Raw genomic sequence first — 17,464 nt, 5'->3', positions numbered from 1 at the left:
AATCCTTCCTCCTTATCGAGAAGCTACCCGTGAGCGAAACTGCGATCCCGGCCCATGAAGAATCCCATTCCAAAACCTCGGGAGTGGGCTTGCTCATCGCCGCGGTGGGCGTGGTTTATGGGGATATCGGCACCAGCCCTCTTTACACCCTCAAGGAAGTGTTCGCCGGTCATTACGGAGTCCAGGCCAATCACGACGGTGTACTGGGCGTTCTGTCGTTGATCTTCTGGTCACTGATTTGGGTCGTCTCGATCAAGTACGTGCTGTTTATCCTTCGCGCCGATAACCAGGGCGAGGGGGGCATCATGGCCTTGACGGCACTGGCACGTCGGGCTGCGGCGCCGTATCCCAAAATGAGCAGGGTGCTGGTGTTGCTTGGCCTGTTTGGCGCGGCACTATTTTACGGGGACAGCATGATCACCCCGGCCATCTCGGTGCTCTCTGCGGTTGAAGGGTTAGAGCTTGCGTTTGATGGCATTGAGCATTGGGTGGTTCCGCTGTCCCTTGTCGTCCTGGTAGTACTTTTCTTGATACAGAAACATGGCACGGCTCGTATCGGCATCCTGTTCGGCCCGGTCATGGTGCTGTGGTTTGTGGTGTTGGGGGTACTCGGCATTTACGGCATCTTGCAACGGCCGGAAGTTCTGCAAGCGCTGAATCCTGCGTGGGCGGTGAAATTTTTCGTGGTCCATCCGGGCATTGGCATCGCCATTCTGGGCGCCGTCGTGTTGGCATTGACTGGTGCTGAAGCACTGTATGCCGATATGGGCCATTTTGGTCGCAAACCCATTGCTCGTGCCTGGTTCATCCTGGTGCTCCCCGGCCTGGTACTTAACTACTTTGGCCAAGGCGCGCTGATCCTCGGGAACCCTGAAGCGGTACGTAATCCGTTCTATCTATTGGCACCTGACTGGGCGCTGCTGCCGATGGTTGCGCTCTCGACACTGGCCACCATCATCGCCTCCCAGGCCGTGATTTCCGGGGCATTCTCACTGACTCACCAGGCCATTCAGCTGGGTTACGTGCCTCGGATGTTTATCCAGCACACCTCCAGTCAGGAGCAGGGGCAGATTTACATCGGCATGGTGAACTGGGCGCTGATGGTCGGCGTCGTGTTGCTGGTCATCGGTTTTGAATCGTCCAGTGCACTGGCGGCGGCTTATGGTGTGGCGGTGACGGGCACCATGCTGATTACCACCATTCTGTCCTCGGCTGTTGCATTGCTGCTTTGGAAAACACCTCGTTGGCTGGCTATTCCGATGCTCTTGGGTTTTCTCTTGGTGGACAGCCTGTACTTCGCTGCCAACGCGCCGAAGATCTTCCAGGGCGGTGCGTTCCCGGTGATTGCCGGTATTGCCCTGTTCATATTGATGACCACCTGGAAACGGGGCCGAAAGATCATTGTCGAGCGGCTGGACGAAACCTCGCTGCCGCTGCCATTGTTCATCAGCAGCATCGGCTCGCAACCCCCCCATCGTGTGCAGGGTACCGCGGTATTTCTGACGGCCAGGGCGGATGCGGTCCCTCATGCCCTCTTGCACAACCTGTTGCATAACCAGGTGCTGCACGAGCAGGTGGTGTTGCTTACCGTGGTGTCTGAAGACAGTCCGCGTGTGCCGGCGGACCGGCGATTCGAGGTCGAGGCTTATGGTGAAGGGTTCTTTCGAGTGAGTCTGCACTTTGGTTTTATCGAGGAGCCCGACGTCCCTCTGGCGTTGAGCCTGTGCCATTTGAAAGAGCTGGATTTCAGCCCGATGCGCACCACGTATTTCCTCAGCCGGGAGACTGTCATCCCGACCAAGCGTATTGGCATGGCCCGTTGGCGCGAAAGCCTGTTCGCGTTCTTGCTGAAGAACGCCAACAGCAACCTCAAATACTTCAAGTTGCCGCTCAATCGCGTGATCGAGCTGGGCACGCAGGTTGAGATGTAGACGGCAACAGTCAGTCAAACGCACATCCCTGTGGGAGCAGGCTTGCTCGCGAAGAGGCAGTGTCAGCCGACATTAATGTTGCCTGGCACACCGCTTTCGCGAGCAAGCCCGCTCCCACAGGTTTTGCGTTCCTCGGTGAGCCGCCGCCATCGCCACAGGACCCTCACCGAGACACCGGGCCGTTCATGGAGTGGGCTCTTGCTCTAATCTCATGCAAAATCACGGGTACAACGTGCTCACCACGTATTGATCGCAGGTTAAGCACCTATTGTGAGTAATCGATCGCGCTAATGCAGTGCAACGAGAGCCACTATGAAAACCCTTTTTGAGATAAGTGATGTCTTTGAGCCCAACATCCAGTCACCCATCACCCGCCGGCGGTAACAGCATGATCGAGGTCACCGAGGTTTCCATTGCCCAACTGCGTGCCGCACTCGAATCGGGCCAGACGACGGCGGTTGAACTGGTCCAGGCCTATCTCGCCAGGATCGATGCCTACGACGGCCCCGACACGCCCACCGCCCTCAACGCAGTGGTGGTTCGCAACCCCGATGCGCTCAAGGAAGCGCAGGCATCCGATGCCCGTCGGGCCAAGGGCCAGACGCTGGGACCGCTCGATGGCATTCCCTATACGGCCAAGGACAGTTATCTGGTGAAGGGGCTTACCGCCGCTTCTGGAAGTCCCGCGTTCGCGAACCTGATTGCTTATCGCGATGCGTTCACCATCGAACGGCTTCGTGCCGCTGGCGCAATTTGTCTGGGCAAGACCAATATGCCGCCCATGGCCAACGGCGGCATGCAGCGTGGGGTGTATGGCCGGGCCGAGAGCCCGTACAACGCTGGCTATCTCACCGCACCCTTCGCCTCGGGCTCATCGAACGGCGCCGGTACTGCAACCGCCGCCAGCTTCGCGGCATTCGGCCTCGCCGAAGAAACCTGGTCGAGCGGCCGGGGGCCTGCCTCGAACAATGGCTTGTGTGCCTATACGCCTTCGCGCGGAGTGATCTCGGTGCGCGGGAATTGGCCGTTGACGCCGACCATGGACGTTGTCGTGCCGTTTGCCAGAACCATGGCCGACCTGCTCGAAGTGCTCGACGTGGTGGTGGCGGACGATCCCGACACACGAGGCGATCTGTGGCGGATGCAACCCTGGGTGCCTATTCCAAGTGTCGCCTCGGTGCGTCCCGCTTCCTATGGGTCGCTTGCCGCCAATACCGATGCCCTCGCTGGCAAACGCTTCGGCGTTCCTCGTATGTACATCAACGCGGATCCCGAAGCGGGTACGAGCGATGCGCCGGGTATCGGTGGTCCGACGGGGCAGCGAATCAACACCCGTCCTTCCGTGATCGGGCTCTGGGAGGAGGCACGCAAGGCACTCGAAGCCTTTGGGGCCGAAGTGATCGAGGTCGATTTCCCGCTGGTTTCCAATTGCGAGGGTGATCGTCCCGGTGCGCCAACGGTGTTTAACCGGGGCCTGGTTTCCAAAGAGTTCCTTCACCATGAGTTGTGGGATCTGACGGCCTGGGCGTTCGACGATTTTCTGCGGGCCAACGGCGATCCAGAACTCAATCGCCTGGTCGATGTGAACGGGCCGCTGATTTTCCCGCACGACCCGGGGACGCTGCCCAATCGTGAGGGCGACCTTGCCGCTGGCATGGACGAGTATGTGCGGATGGCCGAGCGCGGCATCACGCCTTGGGACCAGATCCCCACGGTGCCGGACGGGCTACGCGGCCTTGAGCAGACGCGCCGTATCGATCTTGAGGACTGGATGGATCGGTTGGGGCTCGACGCAGTGATCTTCCCGACGGTGGCCGACGTCGGGCCGGCGAATGCCGATGTCGATCCGAAGTCTGCGGACATCGCATGGAGTAACGGTGTCTGGGTCGCTAACGGCAATCTCGCCATCCGCCACCTGGGTGTTCCCACGGTCACGGTGCCGATGGGAATCATGCCGGACATCGGCATGCCCGTCGGGCTGACCTTCGCCGGTCGGGCCTATGACGATTCGACGCTACTGCGCTTGGCTTCGGCGTTTGAGTCGACGGGGACGAAGCGATTGATTCCGCCGCGAACCCCACCGTTGTCGGGTGGTCAGAACTAGGAAGGGCGGGATTGGCGCACGGCACACGCGTCAATCCCGCCCGGTAACGGTAAGCCAGGGCAGTCTGGCTGTACTCAAATCGTCGCTCGCAAAAATAGTGTGCAACGCAGCCGATGTGTATTCCCGGCAAAGGTGCAGTGTCTTGTCTTTCTAACGCAGTCCTGTCCAGGTTGAGAGGTGGATTTCATGAACAACATCATCTACATCGTCGGGGTAGTTGTGATCGTCGTGGTTATCCTGTCGTTCCTCGGGTTTGCATAGGCTCCAAGACCCTGCAAAAGCCAGTTTCCCTGGCGGCCGTCCCCGATGCGCTCGGCTATTGGCCCAGCAGAGGTGCCAGCAGTGCACACATGCTGCGCCAGTGCGAACCCTCCCAGTAAACCCGTTGGCAGGCGTCGCAGCGCAGGAAGTGCGAATAGAGGGCGCCAACGCGGGGCGGCACCTGCAACCGGGCCACTTCCGGGCTGATCTCGTGCAGCGGCAGGTTGCAATGCAGGCACAGGCTGAATGGTCGCGCGTTACGTGCGAGATCGAGGCGCTCGTACAATTCGCGCAGCTGCAGCGACGGTTTCAGGGCATGCACGTAACAGCCGTGGCTGATGATCCGCCGCTTGAGCAGTTCGCGGTCGCGAGTTAGCACGATGCGTCCTTGCTGCGCTGCGATCTCGGCGATCTCGCCGTCCTCGAAGCCATTGTCGTAGAGGGTGTCGAAGCCGCTCATGCGCAGCAGGTTGGCCAGTCCGCCAAGGTGCGCATCAGCGATAAAGCGCAGCACCCGTAAAGGTTGCGCACGAACCTTGAGCAGCGGGCTGATGTCCAGCGCTTCGAACTTGGGATACACCGCCAGCCGGTCATTGTCGAAAATCACCCGCTCCAGGCCCACCGACTCGCCGTTGAGCAGCACCAGCTCGACCTCGGTGTGCGGTATTCCGAGCGCTTCGATCATGTGCTTGACCGTCGCCCCGCGTGCGCACTCGCAGGTGAAGGACTGCCGCCGCCGGTCGGCCGGCAGGAAATCGTTGAGCTCCTCGTAGAAGCGGAAGGTTGCACGGGTCATGTTGAACAGTATGGCAGGGCTGCAGCGCTGGTTAACCTTTCAAAGCCGCTTCAATCGCAGCGATGTCGATCTTGCCCATCCCCATCATGGCGTCGAACGCACGCTTGGCCGTCGCTCGATCAGGATTGGCTATCGCGGCGGTCAGCACGCGTGGAGTGATCTGCCACGACAGTCCCCACTTGTCCTTGCACCAGCCGCATACATTTTCCTGGCCGCCGTTTCCGACGATCGCGTTCCACAAGCGGTCGGTTTCGGCCTGGTCGTCGGTCGCAACCTGGAACGAGAAAGCCTCGTTGTGCTTGATCTGCGGCCCGCCGTTCAGCCCCAGACAAGGGACACCCATCACCGTGAACTCCACCGTCAAGACATCGCCCTGTTTACCCGCCGGATAGTCGCCAGGCGCGCGAAGGACAGCGCCCACGGCGCTGTCCGGGAACGTCTCGGCGTAGAACGTCGCGGCATCCAGCGCGGTGCCGTCGTACCAGAGACAGATCGTGTTCTTGCTGATCATCTTGGTTCTCCAGAATTGGCGTGTTATTCAGTGCCCTCGGTCATGACCGACGGGTGTTTGTTCAGTGATTGACGGCGAACAGAATGGACCGTTTCGATGGCGCTCTATTAATTTTTGCACTCCGACAACACCACCTGGCAGGTATTGGGCGTACCCCCGGATCGGCCGGCATAGCGGATGCAATTATCCATGGATTTTTTGCGAGCCATGCTCAAGGTATCGCCCCAAGCCAGGCCGCCCTCGCCGGCAGTGGGTATCGCTTTTGCGTAGCAGTGTGAGCCTGTATTTGAGGCTGAATAGTGAGCCGTGGAAGCTTTGCCTGCACATCCCGCCATCAGCGCCAGGTTGATCGCGAGCAGGGAGGGCAGGACCCATGACGAACACTGGCGCGCTGTTTTTCCGGTCATCCCGTTTCCCCTGAGGCTAGAGGCGTGTTTGTGCTGGTGCTCTACTCAGATTAGTCGACCCATGGCCGTGGCATCGCTACTATTTTCACAGTTTGCAAAGTCACAACCGTCGCTTGATCAGAGGAGACGCAGCATGGACCGATTCACCGGCGGTTGCCTGTGCGGCAACGTCCGGATCGAGGCGCCTGGTTGCCGCCGTTTCCGCTCACGCGACGATACGAGCGCGATCGTGACGCCACGGGGCGCTTTGAGGAGTCGGTCGCCCGAACGGTGCGAAGGCGCCCGGCCAAGACCGCGATGTCAGCCGTTCGACCCTATTTATAATGCTGCTCAAACACCGCTACCTGCTCCGGCGTGATCAGATGAAAGGGCACCCAGACATCCGTCTCGACCGGCTCCCCTTTGATCATCTTGATGGCCGCTTGCAGCGCGCTGGTCGCTTGCGCTTTGGGGTCTTGAAAGACGGAGGCTACGAGCATCCCGCGCTTGATGGCCGCCAGACCGTCAGGCAGGCCGTCGATGCCGACAATTGCAATCTCGCCCTTGGCTTTGCCGGCTTGCTGCAATGCCATGGCGGCGCCGATCGCCATCTCGTCGTTGTTGGCCACGATGGCATCGAAGCCGGTGCCGGCCAGCAGCCAGTTGCTGGTCAGGTCCATCCCTTTGTTGCGCTGCCACTCGGCACTTTGTTGTTCGACGATCTTGATCCCGGGATAGTCCTTGAGCACTTGTTTGACGCCTTCGGTGCGGTCGTGGGTGGAGTTCTGCGCCAGGTCGCCCATGATGATTGCGATGTTGCCTTTGCCCGCCATCTTGTCAGCCAGGTAGCGCATTTGCAGTTGCCCGGCCTCAACGTCGTTGGACGCCACCGTGACCACGCCTTTGGGCAGGACGCGTTCGTCCGGATGGCGGTTGACGTAGACCAGCGGTATTTTCGCTTCGACGGCGGCACGAGTCATGTTGGCGGTGGCGGCGGTGTCTACGGGCAGGACGATGACGGCATCGACCTTCTGGCCGAGAAAGCCCTGAATCTGATTGAGTTGGCGAACCACATCGCCCTGGGCATCCTCGAACTGGATCTGGACGTTTTCCTTCCTGGCGGCATCTTCCAGGCCGCTGCGCACATAGGTCATGAAGTTGTCGTCAACCCTGGCAATGCTGACGCCGATACGATAGCTGGCGACGGCCCATTGGCTGAAGAGGAATAACAGCGTGGCAAAAAGAAGTGTGCAGCGACGCATGATGGTTTTTCCTTTTTTGTTATGAGTTGAAATTCACCAAGATCAAAAAAATGCGTAGTGCGATCTGTAGCAGCTGTCGAGCCTGCGAGGCTGCGATCGGCTGCGCAGCAGTCGTGAATCCGGCTGATACGGTCTGCCTGACACACCGCGACTTCTGGTTTTACGACTGCTTCGCAGCCGATCGCAGCCTCGCAGGCTCGACAGCTCCTACAAGGGCCGAACGCAGCCTCGCTGACCGGCATTTCAATCCAGCGTAAAGGCTTGCCGAAAGCGTTCAAGTGCCGCTTCGCTGTCGCCGCTGGCCCAGCCCTCAAGCCCGACGACACCGGTGTATCCCATGCGGAACAAGGCTTTGGCAATGGCCGGATAATGGATTTCACCGGTGCCCGGTTCCATGCGGCCGGGGACATCGGCGACCTGGATTTCCCCGATGGCGCTGCCGGCACGCTGGATCAGTTCGATCAGGTTTCCTTCGCCGATCTGGGCATGGTAAAGATCCAGGTTCATCTTCAGATGAGGGCTGCCCACGGCCTCGATCAGCGCCAGGGTATCGTCGGCGCGAGCGAAGGGAGTGCCGGGGTGATCCACCTCGGTATTGAGGTTTTCCAGCAAGAATACCCGGCCTGCGTCTTCGCCCAGGCGAGCGATTTTTTCCAGGGTCTTGCAGGCGCTCAACCACATGCGTCCGGTGGTGTGGGCCACGGGTTTGACCGGCAAACCTTTGTCGCCCAGGCCAGTGCCATGCAGGTTGAGACTCGGGCAATTCAGTTGTGCGGCGACGGCCAGCGATTCTCGTGCGCTGTCGAGCAGGTGCTGGATATCTTCGGGGTCGGTCAGGTTGCCCGAGATGTAGCCGGTCATCGAGGTGAAGTCAGCGCCCGTGGCGACAAGGGCTGCAATGTCTTTCTTCGTCCAGTCCCAGAGTTCGGCACTGAACCCCAGCGCGTGAATGCGTTTTACGCGCTCTGTGAACGGCAAGTCGAGGAAGACCATTTCGGCACTGATCGCCAGTTTGAACGGTGTGAAACTCATGAATGGGCTCCTTGCACGCGCACTGGTTTGCCCAGCTGGAAGGACTCGATACACGCGCGGGCAATGGCCAGTGCCGCCCGGGCATCTTCGCCGCTGGCAAGCGGTTTTTCACCGGTGCGCAGGCAGTCGACAAAGTGATTGAGCTCGGCCACGTAGGCATCACGCAGCAGGTCGGTGTCCAGGCGCTGGGTGTCTGTCTGGATGCCATTGGCCAGATAACGAACCAGGTCAGAATCATTGAGGCTGCCCATGGTCAGCATGCCGGCGCTGCCGAACACTTCTCCTCGAACATCGTAGCCATACACGGCCTGGAAATTGGCCTCGGCCGTCGCGATGGCGCCGTTGTCGAAACGGATCGTGACCACGGCGGTGTCGAGGAAGCCCTTGGCCTTGTAGTCCGGTGCAATCAGGGCATCGGCCATGACAAAAACCTCAACCGCTTCGGCACCGGGATTGAGGTAGCGCAGGGTATCGAAGTCATGAATCAGGGTTTCGAGGAAAATCACCCACTGCGGCGAGGCAGCCGGATTGTTCAGCGCCGGGTCGCGGGTCAGCGAGCGCAGCAGTTGTGGCGTACCGATGCGGCCGGCGACCACGTCCAGATGGGCAGCCCGGAAGCTTTTGGCGAAGCGGCGGTTGAAGCCAACCTGTAGCGGCACGCGCGCATCGGCGGCTGCGGCGATGGCGCGGTCCGCCTCGTCGAGGGTGATGGCCATGGGTTTTTCACAAAACACGCCTTTGCCTGCACGGGCCGCACTGATCACCAGTTCGGCATGGCTGCGGGCGGGGGCGGCGATCAAGACAGCATCGATTTCCGGGTCATCGAGCAGTTGCTGTGGATCGGTATAGACCCGTTGCACACCCAACTCTGCGGCCAGGCGGGCGGCTTGACCGGGGGTAGGGTCGGCGATGGCGGCCAGACAGGCGCCGGGAATGTGTCTGGCGGCAGTCAGGCCGTGAAAGCTGCCCATGCGGCCAGCACCGATGAGACCCAGGCGGATGATCTTGGACGTACTCATGAAATGACTCCCTTTTATTGTTGTTCAATGACTCGCAGCAGGAATGTCCTCGCTGGCGTAAATCAAGGGAGCAAGGGCTGTGCCAATATGTAACTAGTTGATAGTTAAGGAGTTAATTTGTATTTATTAAAAAATTTGTTCATTCGCATGACATGTCTACACTGACATGTCTAAAACGTGAACATAGAAGCGGATCGATGATGGTGAACCCACAGCTAACAGCCTTCAGCGCGCAAGACCTCGATTACATCACCGCGCTCGGGCCTGCATCGTTGAACGAAGGACCGATCGCCGAGCTGGATCAGGCTTGGCTGGCTTGTTTGAACGGCCGCACCGATCGACCGGCCGGGGTCAGGCAGGTTATCTGGGACTCCTGGCTGCGCAGCGTCAGTGCCGGCCTCGATCCTGAGGATGGCGAATACCGGTTTGTCGCCCCGACCGTTCTGGCTGCAACGCTGGCGGCCAATCGTGCCTTGATCGCGGCGGCGGCGGAGGTCATGAAGGGATTGCTGGCTTACAACCCCAGGGGCCATATCAATCTGACCGATGCCGCAGGCACGACCCTGTATTTCTGCGGCCTAGACCTCACGCCGGTGGGCAGTCGGCTGCTGGAGTCGGTGCAGGGCACCAACTGCACCGGGCTGGCGATTGCCGAAGATCGCTTGGTGTATGTGCTGGCCGAGGAAAACTTCGGGATCGGCCTGCGTCGCCGGCGAATGCATTGTGCTGCCGCACCGATCCGGGATGCGCAGGGAAGGACGCTGGCCATGCTGACCTTGACCGCCGAGCCGGGCTGGTTTCATTTCCATACGCTGGGCACCGTCCAGGCAGCGGCCGAAGCGGTCTCGCGGCAGATGGCGCTGCAAGCTCTGCTGGAAGAACAACAAACCGTTCTCGAAGTGCTCAACGAGGGCCTTGTGGTGCTGGATGAGCGGGGCTGCATCAAGGCGCTCAACCGCTATGCCCGCCAATTGTTCCGTGTGGGGCTGGATCTGCTGGGTAGCCCGTTCCAGCGTCTGGGCCAGAGCGAGCTGACCGATGAGATTTTGCTGCGCGGCGGGGAAGGGTTACGGGACCTGGATTGCACGTTTGAATTGCACGATCGCAGCCACTTGGCGTGCCTGGTGTCGGTGTGCCCACTGGAGCAGGGCGGGCGCATTGTTTCGTTGCGCGAGAACAGGCGCATCCGGGAAATTACCCGGCGGATTATCGGCACTCAAGCCAGCTACACCTTCGAGACCATTCAAGGCAGTTCGCGAGCCATACAGGACGCGTTGCACCTGGGACGGATTGCCAGTCGCAGTGACTCGACCACGCTGATCCTGGGTGAAAGCGGCACCGGCAAGGAGTTGTTTGCCCAGGCGATCCATAACGCCAGCGACCGTTGCAGCGGTCCTTTTGTGGCGGTCAATTGCGGGGCCATTCCGCGAGATCTGGTGCAGAGCGAACTGTTTGGTCATGTCGAGGGCGCCTTTACCGGATCGGCCCGTGGCGGCTCTGCCGGGAAATTCGAATTGGCCGATGGCGGAACGATCTTTCTCGACGAAATCGGTGACATGTCTTTTGATGCCCAGGTCAGCCTGCTGCGCGTCTTGCAAGAAGGCGAGGTGACTCGCGTGGGCGCGAAAAAATCGCAGCAGGTGGATGTACGCATCATCGCCGCCACCCACCGCAACCTGAGTCAGGCGGTTGCCGATGGCGCCTTTCGTGAGGATCTTTACTACCGGCTCAATGTGCTGAACCTGACGGTTCCGCCGTTGCGGATGCGTCGGGAAGATGTTCCATTGCTGGCGCGGCATTTTCTCAATCGTTGCACCCGGTCGCTGCGCAAATCGGTGCAGGGCATCTCGCCAGAGGCGCTGGATATTCTTTCGGCCTATAGCTGGCCGGGTAATGTTCGCGAGTTGGAAAACACCATTGAACGGGCGACCAATCTGGCGGTGACCGAACTGATCCAGCCAGCTGATCTACCGCTTGAAATCAAGCAAAGGCTACGTCAGCCGGCGCCAGGAAGTGCGCCCGAACCCCGGGCAGCCCTGGACCTCGGCACCCATGAAATGAATGCGATCATCGCCGCCCTCAGGGATACCCGCGGCAACATCCGCCTGGCCGCGAGGCAGCTGAACGTTTCTCGTGGCGGGTTGTACAACAAGATGAATCGGTTCGGGCTGAATGCCGATGCTTTTCGTGAAGGAGCCAATGGGGAGAGTTCAGCCTCGAGCGTTCTCTGAGGTCACGATCTGCAACGGAATATGGATTCGATGCCGTATCGGATCGAAGTCCGGCGTGGTCTGCAGCTCGACCAGCAAGTCGACCAGCGCTGCCGCCAGCAATCGCGGCTGAGAGTCGATCACCAGGCTGATCAATCCCTGATCCAGCGCTTGTCGCGACAGCTCGGTCGACTCCTGCAGAATGCAGCACAGTGACGGCTGCTTCGGTAGCTGCGACAGGGCATTGATGACCCCGTCGCCGCCACCGCCGACCACGCACAAACCGCGCAAGTCGTCATGCCGTGCCAGCAGGTCCAGCGTCGCCTCTTCGGTGATGTCGCAATTGTCCAGATTGATCACCGCTTCCAGCAGCCGCAACCCTGGGGCGCGTTCTGCCAGGTAGCTGCGCAACCCCTCGACCCGCGCCTGATGGCCAAGAAAACGGTGGCCGCCGAGCAACACCCCGACGCTGCCTTTGCGGGCGCCACACGTGTGTGCCATCAGCCAACCCATGGTACGTCCGACCTCGTGATTATCCTGGCCGACATAAGGCTCATCCGCCGCCTCATGAATGTCGGACAGCATCGCGATCACCGGCACGCCGGCCTCTCTGATCTGCGCGATGGCGGCATTGATCAGCGGATGCGCGAAGCTGACCACCGCCAGACCGTCGCACTGCACCGCCAGTTGTTCGATCTGGGCAATGATCGAGCTGGGCGTGCGATCGAAAACGTACTCGAATTGAATGCTCAGGTTGGCCCCAGCCTGACGCTGCGCCGCCTCGGTGATGGCGGTGGCCACGTTGCCATAAAACGCCTGGGCGGTGCCGAGCAGCAGGATGCCGAAACGATAGGTGGGACGCCGTTCGCGGATCCGCTGGCCGATCAGCCTGGCAGCGAAATAACCGACCGCTTCGGCGGCCAGGAATACCTGCTCGGCGGTGTCCGGGTTGACTGGAGCCCTGGCGTTCAGCACCCGGTCCACGGTAGCGACACTCAAGCCAGCGTGTTCGGCAACGGTGGCGATGGTTGGGCGTTTAGTGTTGTTCATGGCGGGCCCCGCAAGCGCCTTGATAGAAAACTATCAAGCTTCAATGGGCCTGGATGATAGCTTGATAGGGAATGTATTCAAGGGCTTGAGGGTGATTTCTGCGCTCTCTATATTTTCCCCAGCGATGTGATCCCGCGTCGAAAAGTGCCTAAAACAATCAAGCTTGCGGAGAACAATAAAATGCCTGAACAAAACGCAGCCTTTGAAAACCCCGGTAAACCCAAGCCACGGGATTATCGATTGACCGGCCCCGAAGCCGCCCGAGCGGCGCAAAAAGGCCTGGTATCGGCAAGCTGGTACCAATCCCCCATTTCTCGTAAACGCATGAAGGAATTAATGCAGCGCCGCGATGGCCCGGCCTTGCTGGATACCGCGATCTGGCTGTCGGCGATGGTCGTGACCGGGTTCGGTGGCTACTGGTTCTGGGGCTCCTGGGCCTGCGTTCCGTTCTTCTTCGTCTACGGGCTGCTCTACGGCACGGCGTCCAATGCCCGTTGGCACGAAGCGGGTCATGGTACGGCGTTCAAGACCCGCTGGATGAATGATGCGGTCTATCAGCTGTCGAGCTTCATGTTCATGTTCGAACCCCAAGTCTGGCGCTGGAGCCATGCACGGCACCACACCGACACCGTGATCGTCGGCCGCGATCCGGAGATCGTCGAACCACGTCCGCCAAGCCTGATCAATATGGTGCTGAGCCTGTTCAGAATGCCTTACGCGTTGAACACGATGTGGTCAGTCTGCAAACACGCGGTAGGGCGGATGGGTGAAGAAGAGCAGACGTTCATCCCCGAATCCGAGTGGCCCAAGGTGGTGAGGGACGCACGCGTCTGGCTTGCGATTTATGCGCTCACCGTGGGCACTGCGCTTTATCTGCAGAGCTGGTTGCCGCTGATGTTTATCGGCCTGCCGACCCTCTATGGCGGTTGGCTGTCCTACCTGTTCGGCCTTTCGCAGCATGTCGGCTTGGCTGAGGACGTACTCGATCATCGCAGCAACTGCCGCACGATTTATATGGGTCCGGTGCTGCGCTTCATGTACCTCAACATGAACTATCACCTTGAGCACCACATGTATCCGATGGTGCCGTTTCACGCGCTGGCACAACTTCACGAGGAGATCCGCCGTGACTGCCCGCCGCCTTACACCAGCCTGTTCGAGGCTTTCAAGGAAATCCTCCCGACCATCTGGAAGCAGCGCAAAGACCCGACTTATTTCGTCCGTCGCCCTTTGCCACAAAGCACCAAACCCGCCGCAACCGTCCGGGCACAACCTGAAGCAATGCCGGGCTGACATCCAATAGGCACAACCCCTGTGGGAGCGGGCTTGCTCGCGAAGACGGCGTCACAGTCAACATTGATGCCGCCTGATACACCGCTTTCGCGAGCAAGCCCGCTCCCACATGACACCTTCCTGTGTGTACCACTACAAGAGAAAACGCCATGACCGATCAATGGATCGATGTATGTGCCGTGGACGATATCGACGATGAAGATGTCATTCGTTTCGACCATGGCCAGCACACCTATGCCGTCTACCGCTCCGCTAACAGCGAGTTTTTCGCCACCGCGGGCTTGTGCACCCACGAGTCCATCCACTTGGCGGATGGCTTGGTGATGGACCATGTCGTCGAGTGCCCCAAGCACAACGGGCGTTTCGACTACCGCTCCGGCAAAGCCCTTGGCGCACCGGTGTGCGTCAATCTCAAGACCTATGAAGTCCGGGTCGAGGCGGGGCGTGTGCTACTCGCCATCACGGTTTAACTGCACGGAGTCTGTGCCATGAATCCTGCCAATGCTCCACTGGTCATCGTCGGCGCCGGGCATGCGGGTGGCCGTGCGGCCCTGACCCTGCGCGGCGAAGGTTATAGCGGTCGCCTGATTCTGATAGGCGACGAGTCCCACGCGCCCTATGAACGTCCGCCGCTGTCCAAGGGGCTGTTGCAGGGCACGGTCGATCTGGCGGGTTACAGCCTGTGCGATACCGCTCAGCTCGCCGAACTGGACATCGAACACCTGGCCGGCAACCCGGTGAAATGCCTGGATCCGCAGCAGCATCGTCTGCAACTGGCCGACGGCAACTGGCTGCATTACGCGCGGCTGTTATTGGCGACGGGAGGGAGCTCGCGCAGACTCGCCTCGGTGCCCGAGCACCTGCTCAATGTGCTTTATCTGCGTACCCATGACGAGGCGCTGGCACTGCGCGCTTCGTTGCAACCTGACGCCCGGGTAGTGATCATCGGCGGCGGCTTTATCGGACTCGAAGTCGCCGCCACCGCCCGGGCGTTGGGTTGCACCGTGACATTGCTCGAGGCCAGTCCGCGTTTGGCGGGGCGGGTATTGCCGGAGCAGTTGTCCAGCGTCCTGCTGGACCTGCATCGCAGTCGGGGCGTGGATGTCCGGCTGAATGTGGCGATTGAGGCGGTGCAGGGCGCAACTCACGTTGAGTCCGTGCAACTGGTCGACGGCGAGTTGCTGCCCTGCGACCTGGTGGTGGTGGGCATCGGCATGCAACCCAACACCGAGCTGGCCGCGGCCGCAGGACTTGAGGTCGGCCAGGGCGTTCGCGTCGATGCCCAACTGCGCACCAGCGCGCCGGACATCTTTGCGGCGGGCGATGTCTGTGAATTTCGACTGCACCCGCAAGGCGTTTTCCAGCGTCAGGAAACCTGGCGTAACGCCGAGACCCAAGGCCGTCACGCCGCCCTGAATCTATTGGGCGGCGAGTTACCCTTCGAGGTCATTCCCGGTTTTTGGTCCGATCAATACGACTGGGGATTGCAGACCGTGGGCGTGATCGCAAACACAGAACCCGACGCGAGCCGGATAACACCGGGTGGCGGTTTCCTGTTGTTCTACCTTGATGCCGAGCAACGTCTGCAAGGCGCTTGCGGCTGGGGACAGGGGAATAGCATCGGCAAGGACATCAAGCTGTGCGAACGGCTGATCGCTCACCGTAACCTCCTTTCGGCAGACGCTCTGGCCGACGCCGATGTACCGCTCAAACAACTGCTGAGGAACTGACATGCGTGAATTCCTGGTCTTTCAGTCCCAGTGGGCCATGCAAGATCACCGCGGCCAATGCGACCTTCCCCTGGAAGCGCAAGTGGAGAAAATCGCCGCCGCCGGCTTTGACGGGATCACTGACCATTTCTGGGTCGCGTCACATGCCGCACGCCTGCATGCCGCCGCCAAGGCGCAAGGCCTGCAAATCGAAGGGCAGGTGTTCCCCCGCACAGTGGATGATCTGGCGGCAGCGATCGATGTCGCGTCCCGCTTCGGCTGCCACCACCTCACGCTGCAAGCAGACGTGCGGCCGCGCACGCTGAAGCAAGCTATCGAACTGATCGAAGGCTGGCAGCGTCTGGCCGAGCAGGTGGACTTTCCCGTTCTGCTGGAAACCCACCGTTATCGCCTCACCAATGACCTGTTGTTCACCCTCGACATTCTCGCTGAAATGCCCGATCTCAAACTGTTGGCCGACTTGTCCCACTATGTCGTGGGCCGCGAACTGCCAGAGTCGGCCACCGCCGAGGACGACGAACAGATCCACACCATCCTGCGCCACAGCTGGGGGTTTCATGGTCGTGTCGCCAACGGCGAACAGGTCCAGGTGCCCCTGAGCTTCGCCCAGCATCGACCTTGGCTGGAACGTTTCCTGGGCTGGTGGCGCTATGGGATCGAGGATTGGCTGGCCCGACCGAACACGCCCGCCAGCTTGTCATTCACCTGTGAACTCGGCCCACCGCCTTATGCCATTACGGGTGTCGACGGACGCGACATCACCGATCGCTGGGCGGAGGCGCTGATGCTTAAGGAGGTGATACGTGAGGTTTGGAATGACTGTCGGGCGCGGTCAAACAATGGGGGCTGATTTAATGCAGGAGTGGTCGTAGGGCGGGCAGCTCTTGGCTGTGGACTCAACCGGTCGATGCAACAGATTGGCTAAATCGTTCAGTGGGCGTTTCGTAGTTTAGTGTTTTCCAACGCCGCCCATTTCAGCCACCGCGACGGCGATCAGATCGCCGTCACGGTGTTAGTGCTCAACCGCGAATGAACGCCAGCAAATCGGCGTTGATCTGATCCGCGTTGGTAGTCGGCATACCGTGGGGAAAGCCCGGGTACGTCTTGAGGGTGGAATGTTTCAATAGTTTGGCCGAAAGCGGCGCAGAGTCGGCAATAGGCACAATCTGATCATCCTCTCCATGCATGACCAGTGTGGGCACCTGAATCGCCTTCAGGTCTTCGGTGAAGTCGGTCTCGGAAAACGCTTTAATGCAGTCGTAATGAGCTTTTGCACCGCCCATCATCCCTTGCCGCCACCAGTTGTCGATTACGCCTTGTGAAACCTTCGCCCCGGGTCGATTGAAACCGTAGAACGGCCCCGACGGCACGTCCAGGTAAAACTGCGCGCGGCTGGCGGCCAGTGCCGAACGGAACCCGTCGAACACTTCCAGAGATAAACCGCCGGGGTTCTTCTCTGACTTAACCATGATGGGGGGAACCGCGCTGATCAGTACGGCCTTGGCAACGCGTCCCGGTTTGGCGCGAGCGGCGTAGCGTGCTACTTCACCACCACCGGTCGAATGGCCGACATGGATCGCCCCTTTAAGGTCGAGCGCATCGGTCAGTTCGATGACATCAGCGGTGTAGGTGTCCATTTCGTTGCCCACCCAGGTTTGGGTCGAGCGGCCGTGACCGCGGCGGTCGTGCGCGATCACCCGATAACCTTTGAGCAAGAAAAACATCATCTGGTTGTCCCAGTCGTCTGCGCTCAATGGCCAGCCGTGGTGAAACACGATGGGCGTCGCGTCTTTCGGACCCCAATCCTTGAAAAAAATCTCGGTGCCGTCTTTGGTCGTAATGGAGTTCATAGCGTGCATCTCCTTGTGATCTGGTTTGT

The 17,464-nt window shown here is 60.1% G+C and carries 15 protein-coding genes and 1 pseudogene; 8 read left to right on the top strand and 8 right to left on the bottom strand.

The window, feature by feature from the left end:
- Positions 1-29 precede the first annotated feature (29 nt).
- The gene (locus tag KW837_RS14045; RefSeq protein WP_218396541.1) at positions 30-1,931 is read left to right on the top strand and encodes a potassium transporter Kup; all 1,902 of its coding nucleotides are present in this window, start codon (positions 30-32) and stop codon (positions 1,929-1,931) included.
- 388 nt (positions 1,932-2,319) lie between these two features.
- A complete protein-coding gene (locus tag KW837_RS14040) occupies positions 2,320-4,035 on the top strand; it encodes an amidase (RefSeq protein ID WP_218396539.1) in 1,716 nt (571 codons plus the stop codon).
- A gap of 316 nt (positions 4,036-4,351) precedes the next feature.
- On the opposite strand, the gene KW837_RS14035 is transcribed toward KW837_RS14040, so the two are convergent.
- The 3 genes from KW837_RS14035 to KW837_RS28800 all read right to left on the bottom strand — a co-directional run bounded on the left by KW837_RS14035 (position 4,352) and on the right by KW837_RS28800 (position 6,010).
- Positions 4,352-5,092, bottom strand: coding sequence for a Mut7-C ubiquitin/RNAse domain-containing protein (locus KW837_RS14035; protein ID WP_218396537.1), 741 nt, complete (start codon positions 5,090-5,092; stop codon positions 4,352-4,354).
- A gap of 31 nt (positions 5,093-5,123) precedes the next feature.
- Positions 5,124-5,603: a VOC family protein gene (locus KW837_RS14030; protein WP_218396535.1), complete on the bottom strand. Its 480-nt coding sequence runs from the start codon at positions 5,601-5,603 to the stop codon at positions 5,124-5,126.
- A gap of 107 nt (positions 5,604-5,710) precedes the next feature.
- Positions 5,711-6,010, bottom strand: coding sequence for a hypothetical protein (locus KW837_RS28800; protein WP_256348756.1), 300 nt, complete (start codon positions 6,008-6,010; stop codon positions 5,711-5,713).
- 177 nt (positions 6,011-6,187) lie between these two features.
- On the opposite strand from KW837_RS28800, the pseudogene KW837_RS29075 reads away from it, so the two are divergent.
- A pseudogene (locus KW837_RS29075) lies at positions 6,188-6,265 on the top strand (GFA family protein); the annotation flags it as partial.
- Positions 6,266-6,324: 59 nt separating this feature from the next.
- Here the strand turns inward: KW837_RS29075 and KW837_RS14025 are convergent.
- The 3 genes from KW837_RS14025 to KW837_RS14015 all read right to left on the bottom strand — a co-directional run bounded on the left by KW837_RS14025 (position 6,325) and on the right by KW837_RS14015 (position 9,302).
- Positions 6,325-7,251, bottom strand: coding sequence for a sugar ABC transporter substrate-binding protein (locus KW837_RS14025; RefSeq protein ID WP_218396533.1), 927 nt, complete (start codon positions 7,249-7,251; stop codon positions 6,325-6,327).
- A gap of 243 nt (positions 7,252-7,494) precedes the next feature.
- On the bottom strand, positions 7,495-8,283 hold the full coding sequence (locus KW837_RS14020) for a TIM barrel protein (protein ID WP_218396531.1): 789 nt from the start codon (positions 8,281-8,283) through the stop codon (positions 7,495-7,497).
- Positions 8,280-9,302 carry a Gfo/Idh/MocA family oxidoreductase gene (locus tag KW837_RS14015; protein ID WP_218396529.1) on the bottom strand — a complete coding sequence of 341 codons (1,023 nt, stop codon included), beginning with the start codon at positions 9,300-9,302 and terminating at the stop codon, positions 8,280-8,282. The genes KW837_RS14020 and KW837_RS14015 overlap by 4 nt, the downstream gene beginning before the upstream one ends.
- 200 nt (positions 9,303-9,502) lie before the next feature.
- On the opposite strand from KW837_RS14015, the gene KW837_RS14010 reads away from it, so the two are divergent.
- Complete coding sequence (locus KW837_RS14010; RefSeq protein ID WP_218396756.1) at positions 9,503-11,533, top strand: sigma-54-dependent Fis family transcriptional regulator; 2,031 nt, start codon at positions 9,503-9,505, stop codon at positions 11,531-11,533.
- Here KW837_RS14010 and KW837_RS14005 read toward each other — a convergent pair.
- Positions 11,513-12,562 (bottom strand): LacI family DNA-binding transcriptional regulator, encoded by a 1,050-nt coding sequence (locus tag KW837_RS14005; RefSeq protein WP_218396527.1) that lies wholly within the window; start codon positions 12,560-12,562, stop codon positions 11,513-11,515. The genes KW837_RS14010 and KW837_RS14005 overlap by 21 nt on opposite strands.
- 180 nt (positions 12,563-12,742) lie before the next feature.
- Here KW837_RS14005 and KW837_RS14000 point away from each other — a divergent pair, with 180 nt between their 5' ends.
- From KW837_RS14000 to KW837_RS13985, 4 genes are all read left to right on the top strand, one after another.
- Positions 12,743-13,855: a fatty acid desaturase family protein gene (locus tag KW837_RS14000; RefSeq protein ID WP_218396525.1), complete on the top strand. Its 1,113-nt coding sequence runs from the start codon at positions 12,743-12,745 to the stop codon at positions 13,853-13,855.
- Between the two features lie 149 nt (positions 13,856-14,004).
- Positions 14,005-14,325 carry a MocE family 2Fe-2S type ferredoxin gene (locus tag KW837_RS13995; RefSeq protein WP_007904516.1) on the top strand — a complete coding sequence of 107 codons (321 nt, stop codon included), beginning with the start codon at positions 14,005-14,007 and terminating at the stop codon, positions 14,323-14,325.
- An 18-nt stretch (positions 14,326-14,343) separates the two neighbouring features.
- On the top strand, positions 14,344-15,585 hold the full coding sequence (locus KW837_RS13990) for an NAD(P)/FAD-dependent oxidoreductase (protein ID WP_218396522.1): 1,242 nt from the start codon (positions 14,344-14,346) through the stop codon (positions 15,583-15,585).
- A gap of 1 nt (position 15,586) precedes the next feature.
- Positions 15,587-16,435, top strand: coding sequence for a sugar phosphate isomerase/epimerase (locus KW837_RS13985; protein ID WP_218396520.1), 849 nt, complete (start codon positions 15,587-15,589; stop codon positions 16,433-16,435).
- A gap of 169 nt (positions 16,436-16,604) precedes the next feature.
- On the opposite strand, the gene KW837_RS13980 is transcribed toward KW837_RS13985, so the two are convergent.
- A complete protein-coding gene (locus KW837_RS13980; RefSeq protein ID WP_218396754.1) occupies positions 16,605-17,435 on the bottom strand; it encodes an alpha/beta fold hydrolase in 831 nt (276 codons plus the stop codon).
- Positions 17,436-17,464: the final 29 nt, after the last annotated feature.

It is taken from the genome of Pseudomonas sp. PDM24 (assembly GCF_019218905.1).
Classification (GTDB): domain Bacteria; phylum Pseudomonadota; class Gammaproteobacteria; order Pseudomonadales; family Pseudomonadaceae; genus Aquipseudomonas.
This window is presented reverse-complemented; position numbering and strand designations above follow the sequence as displayed.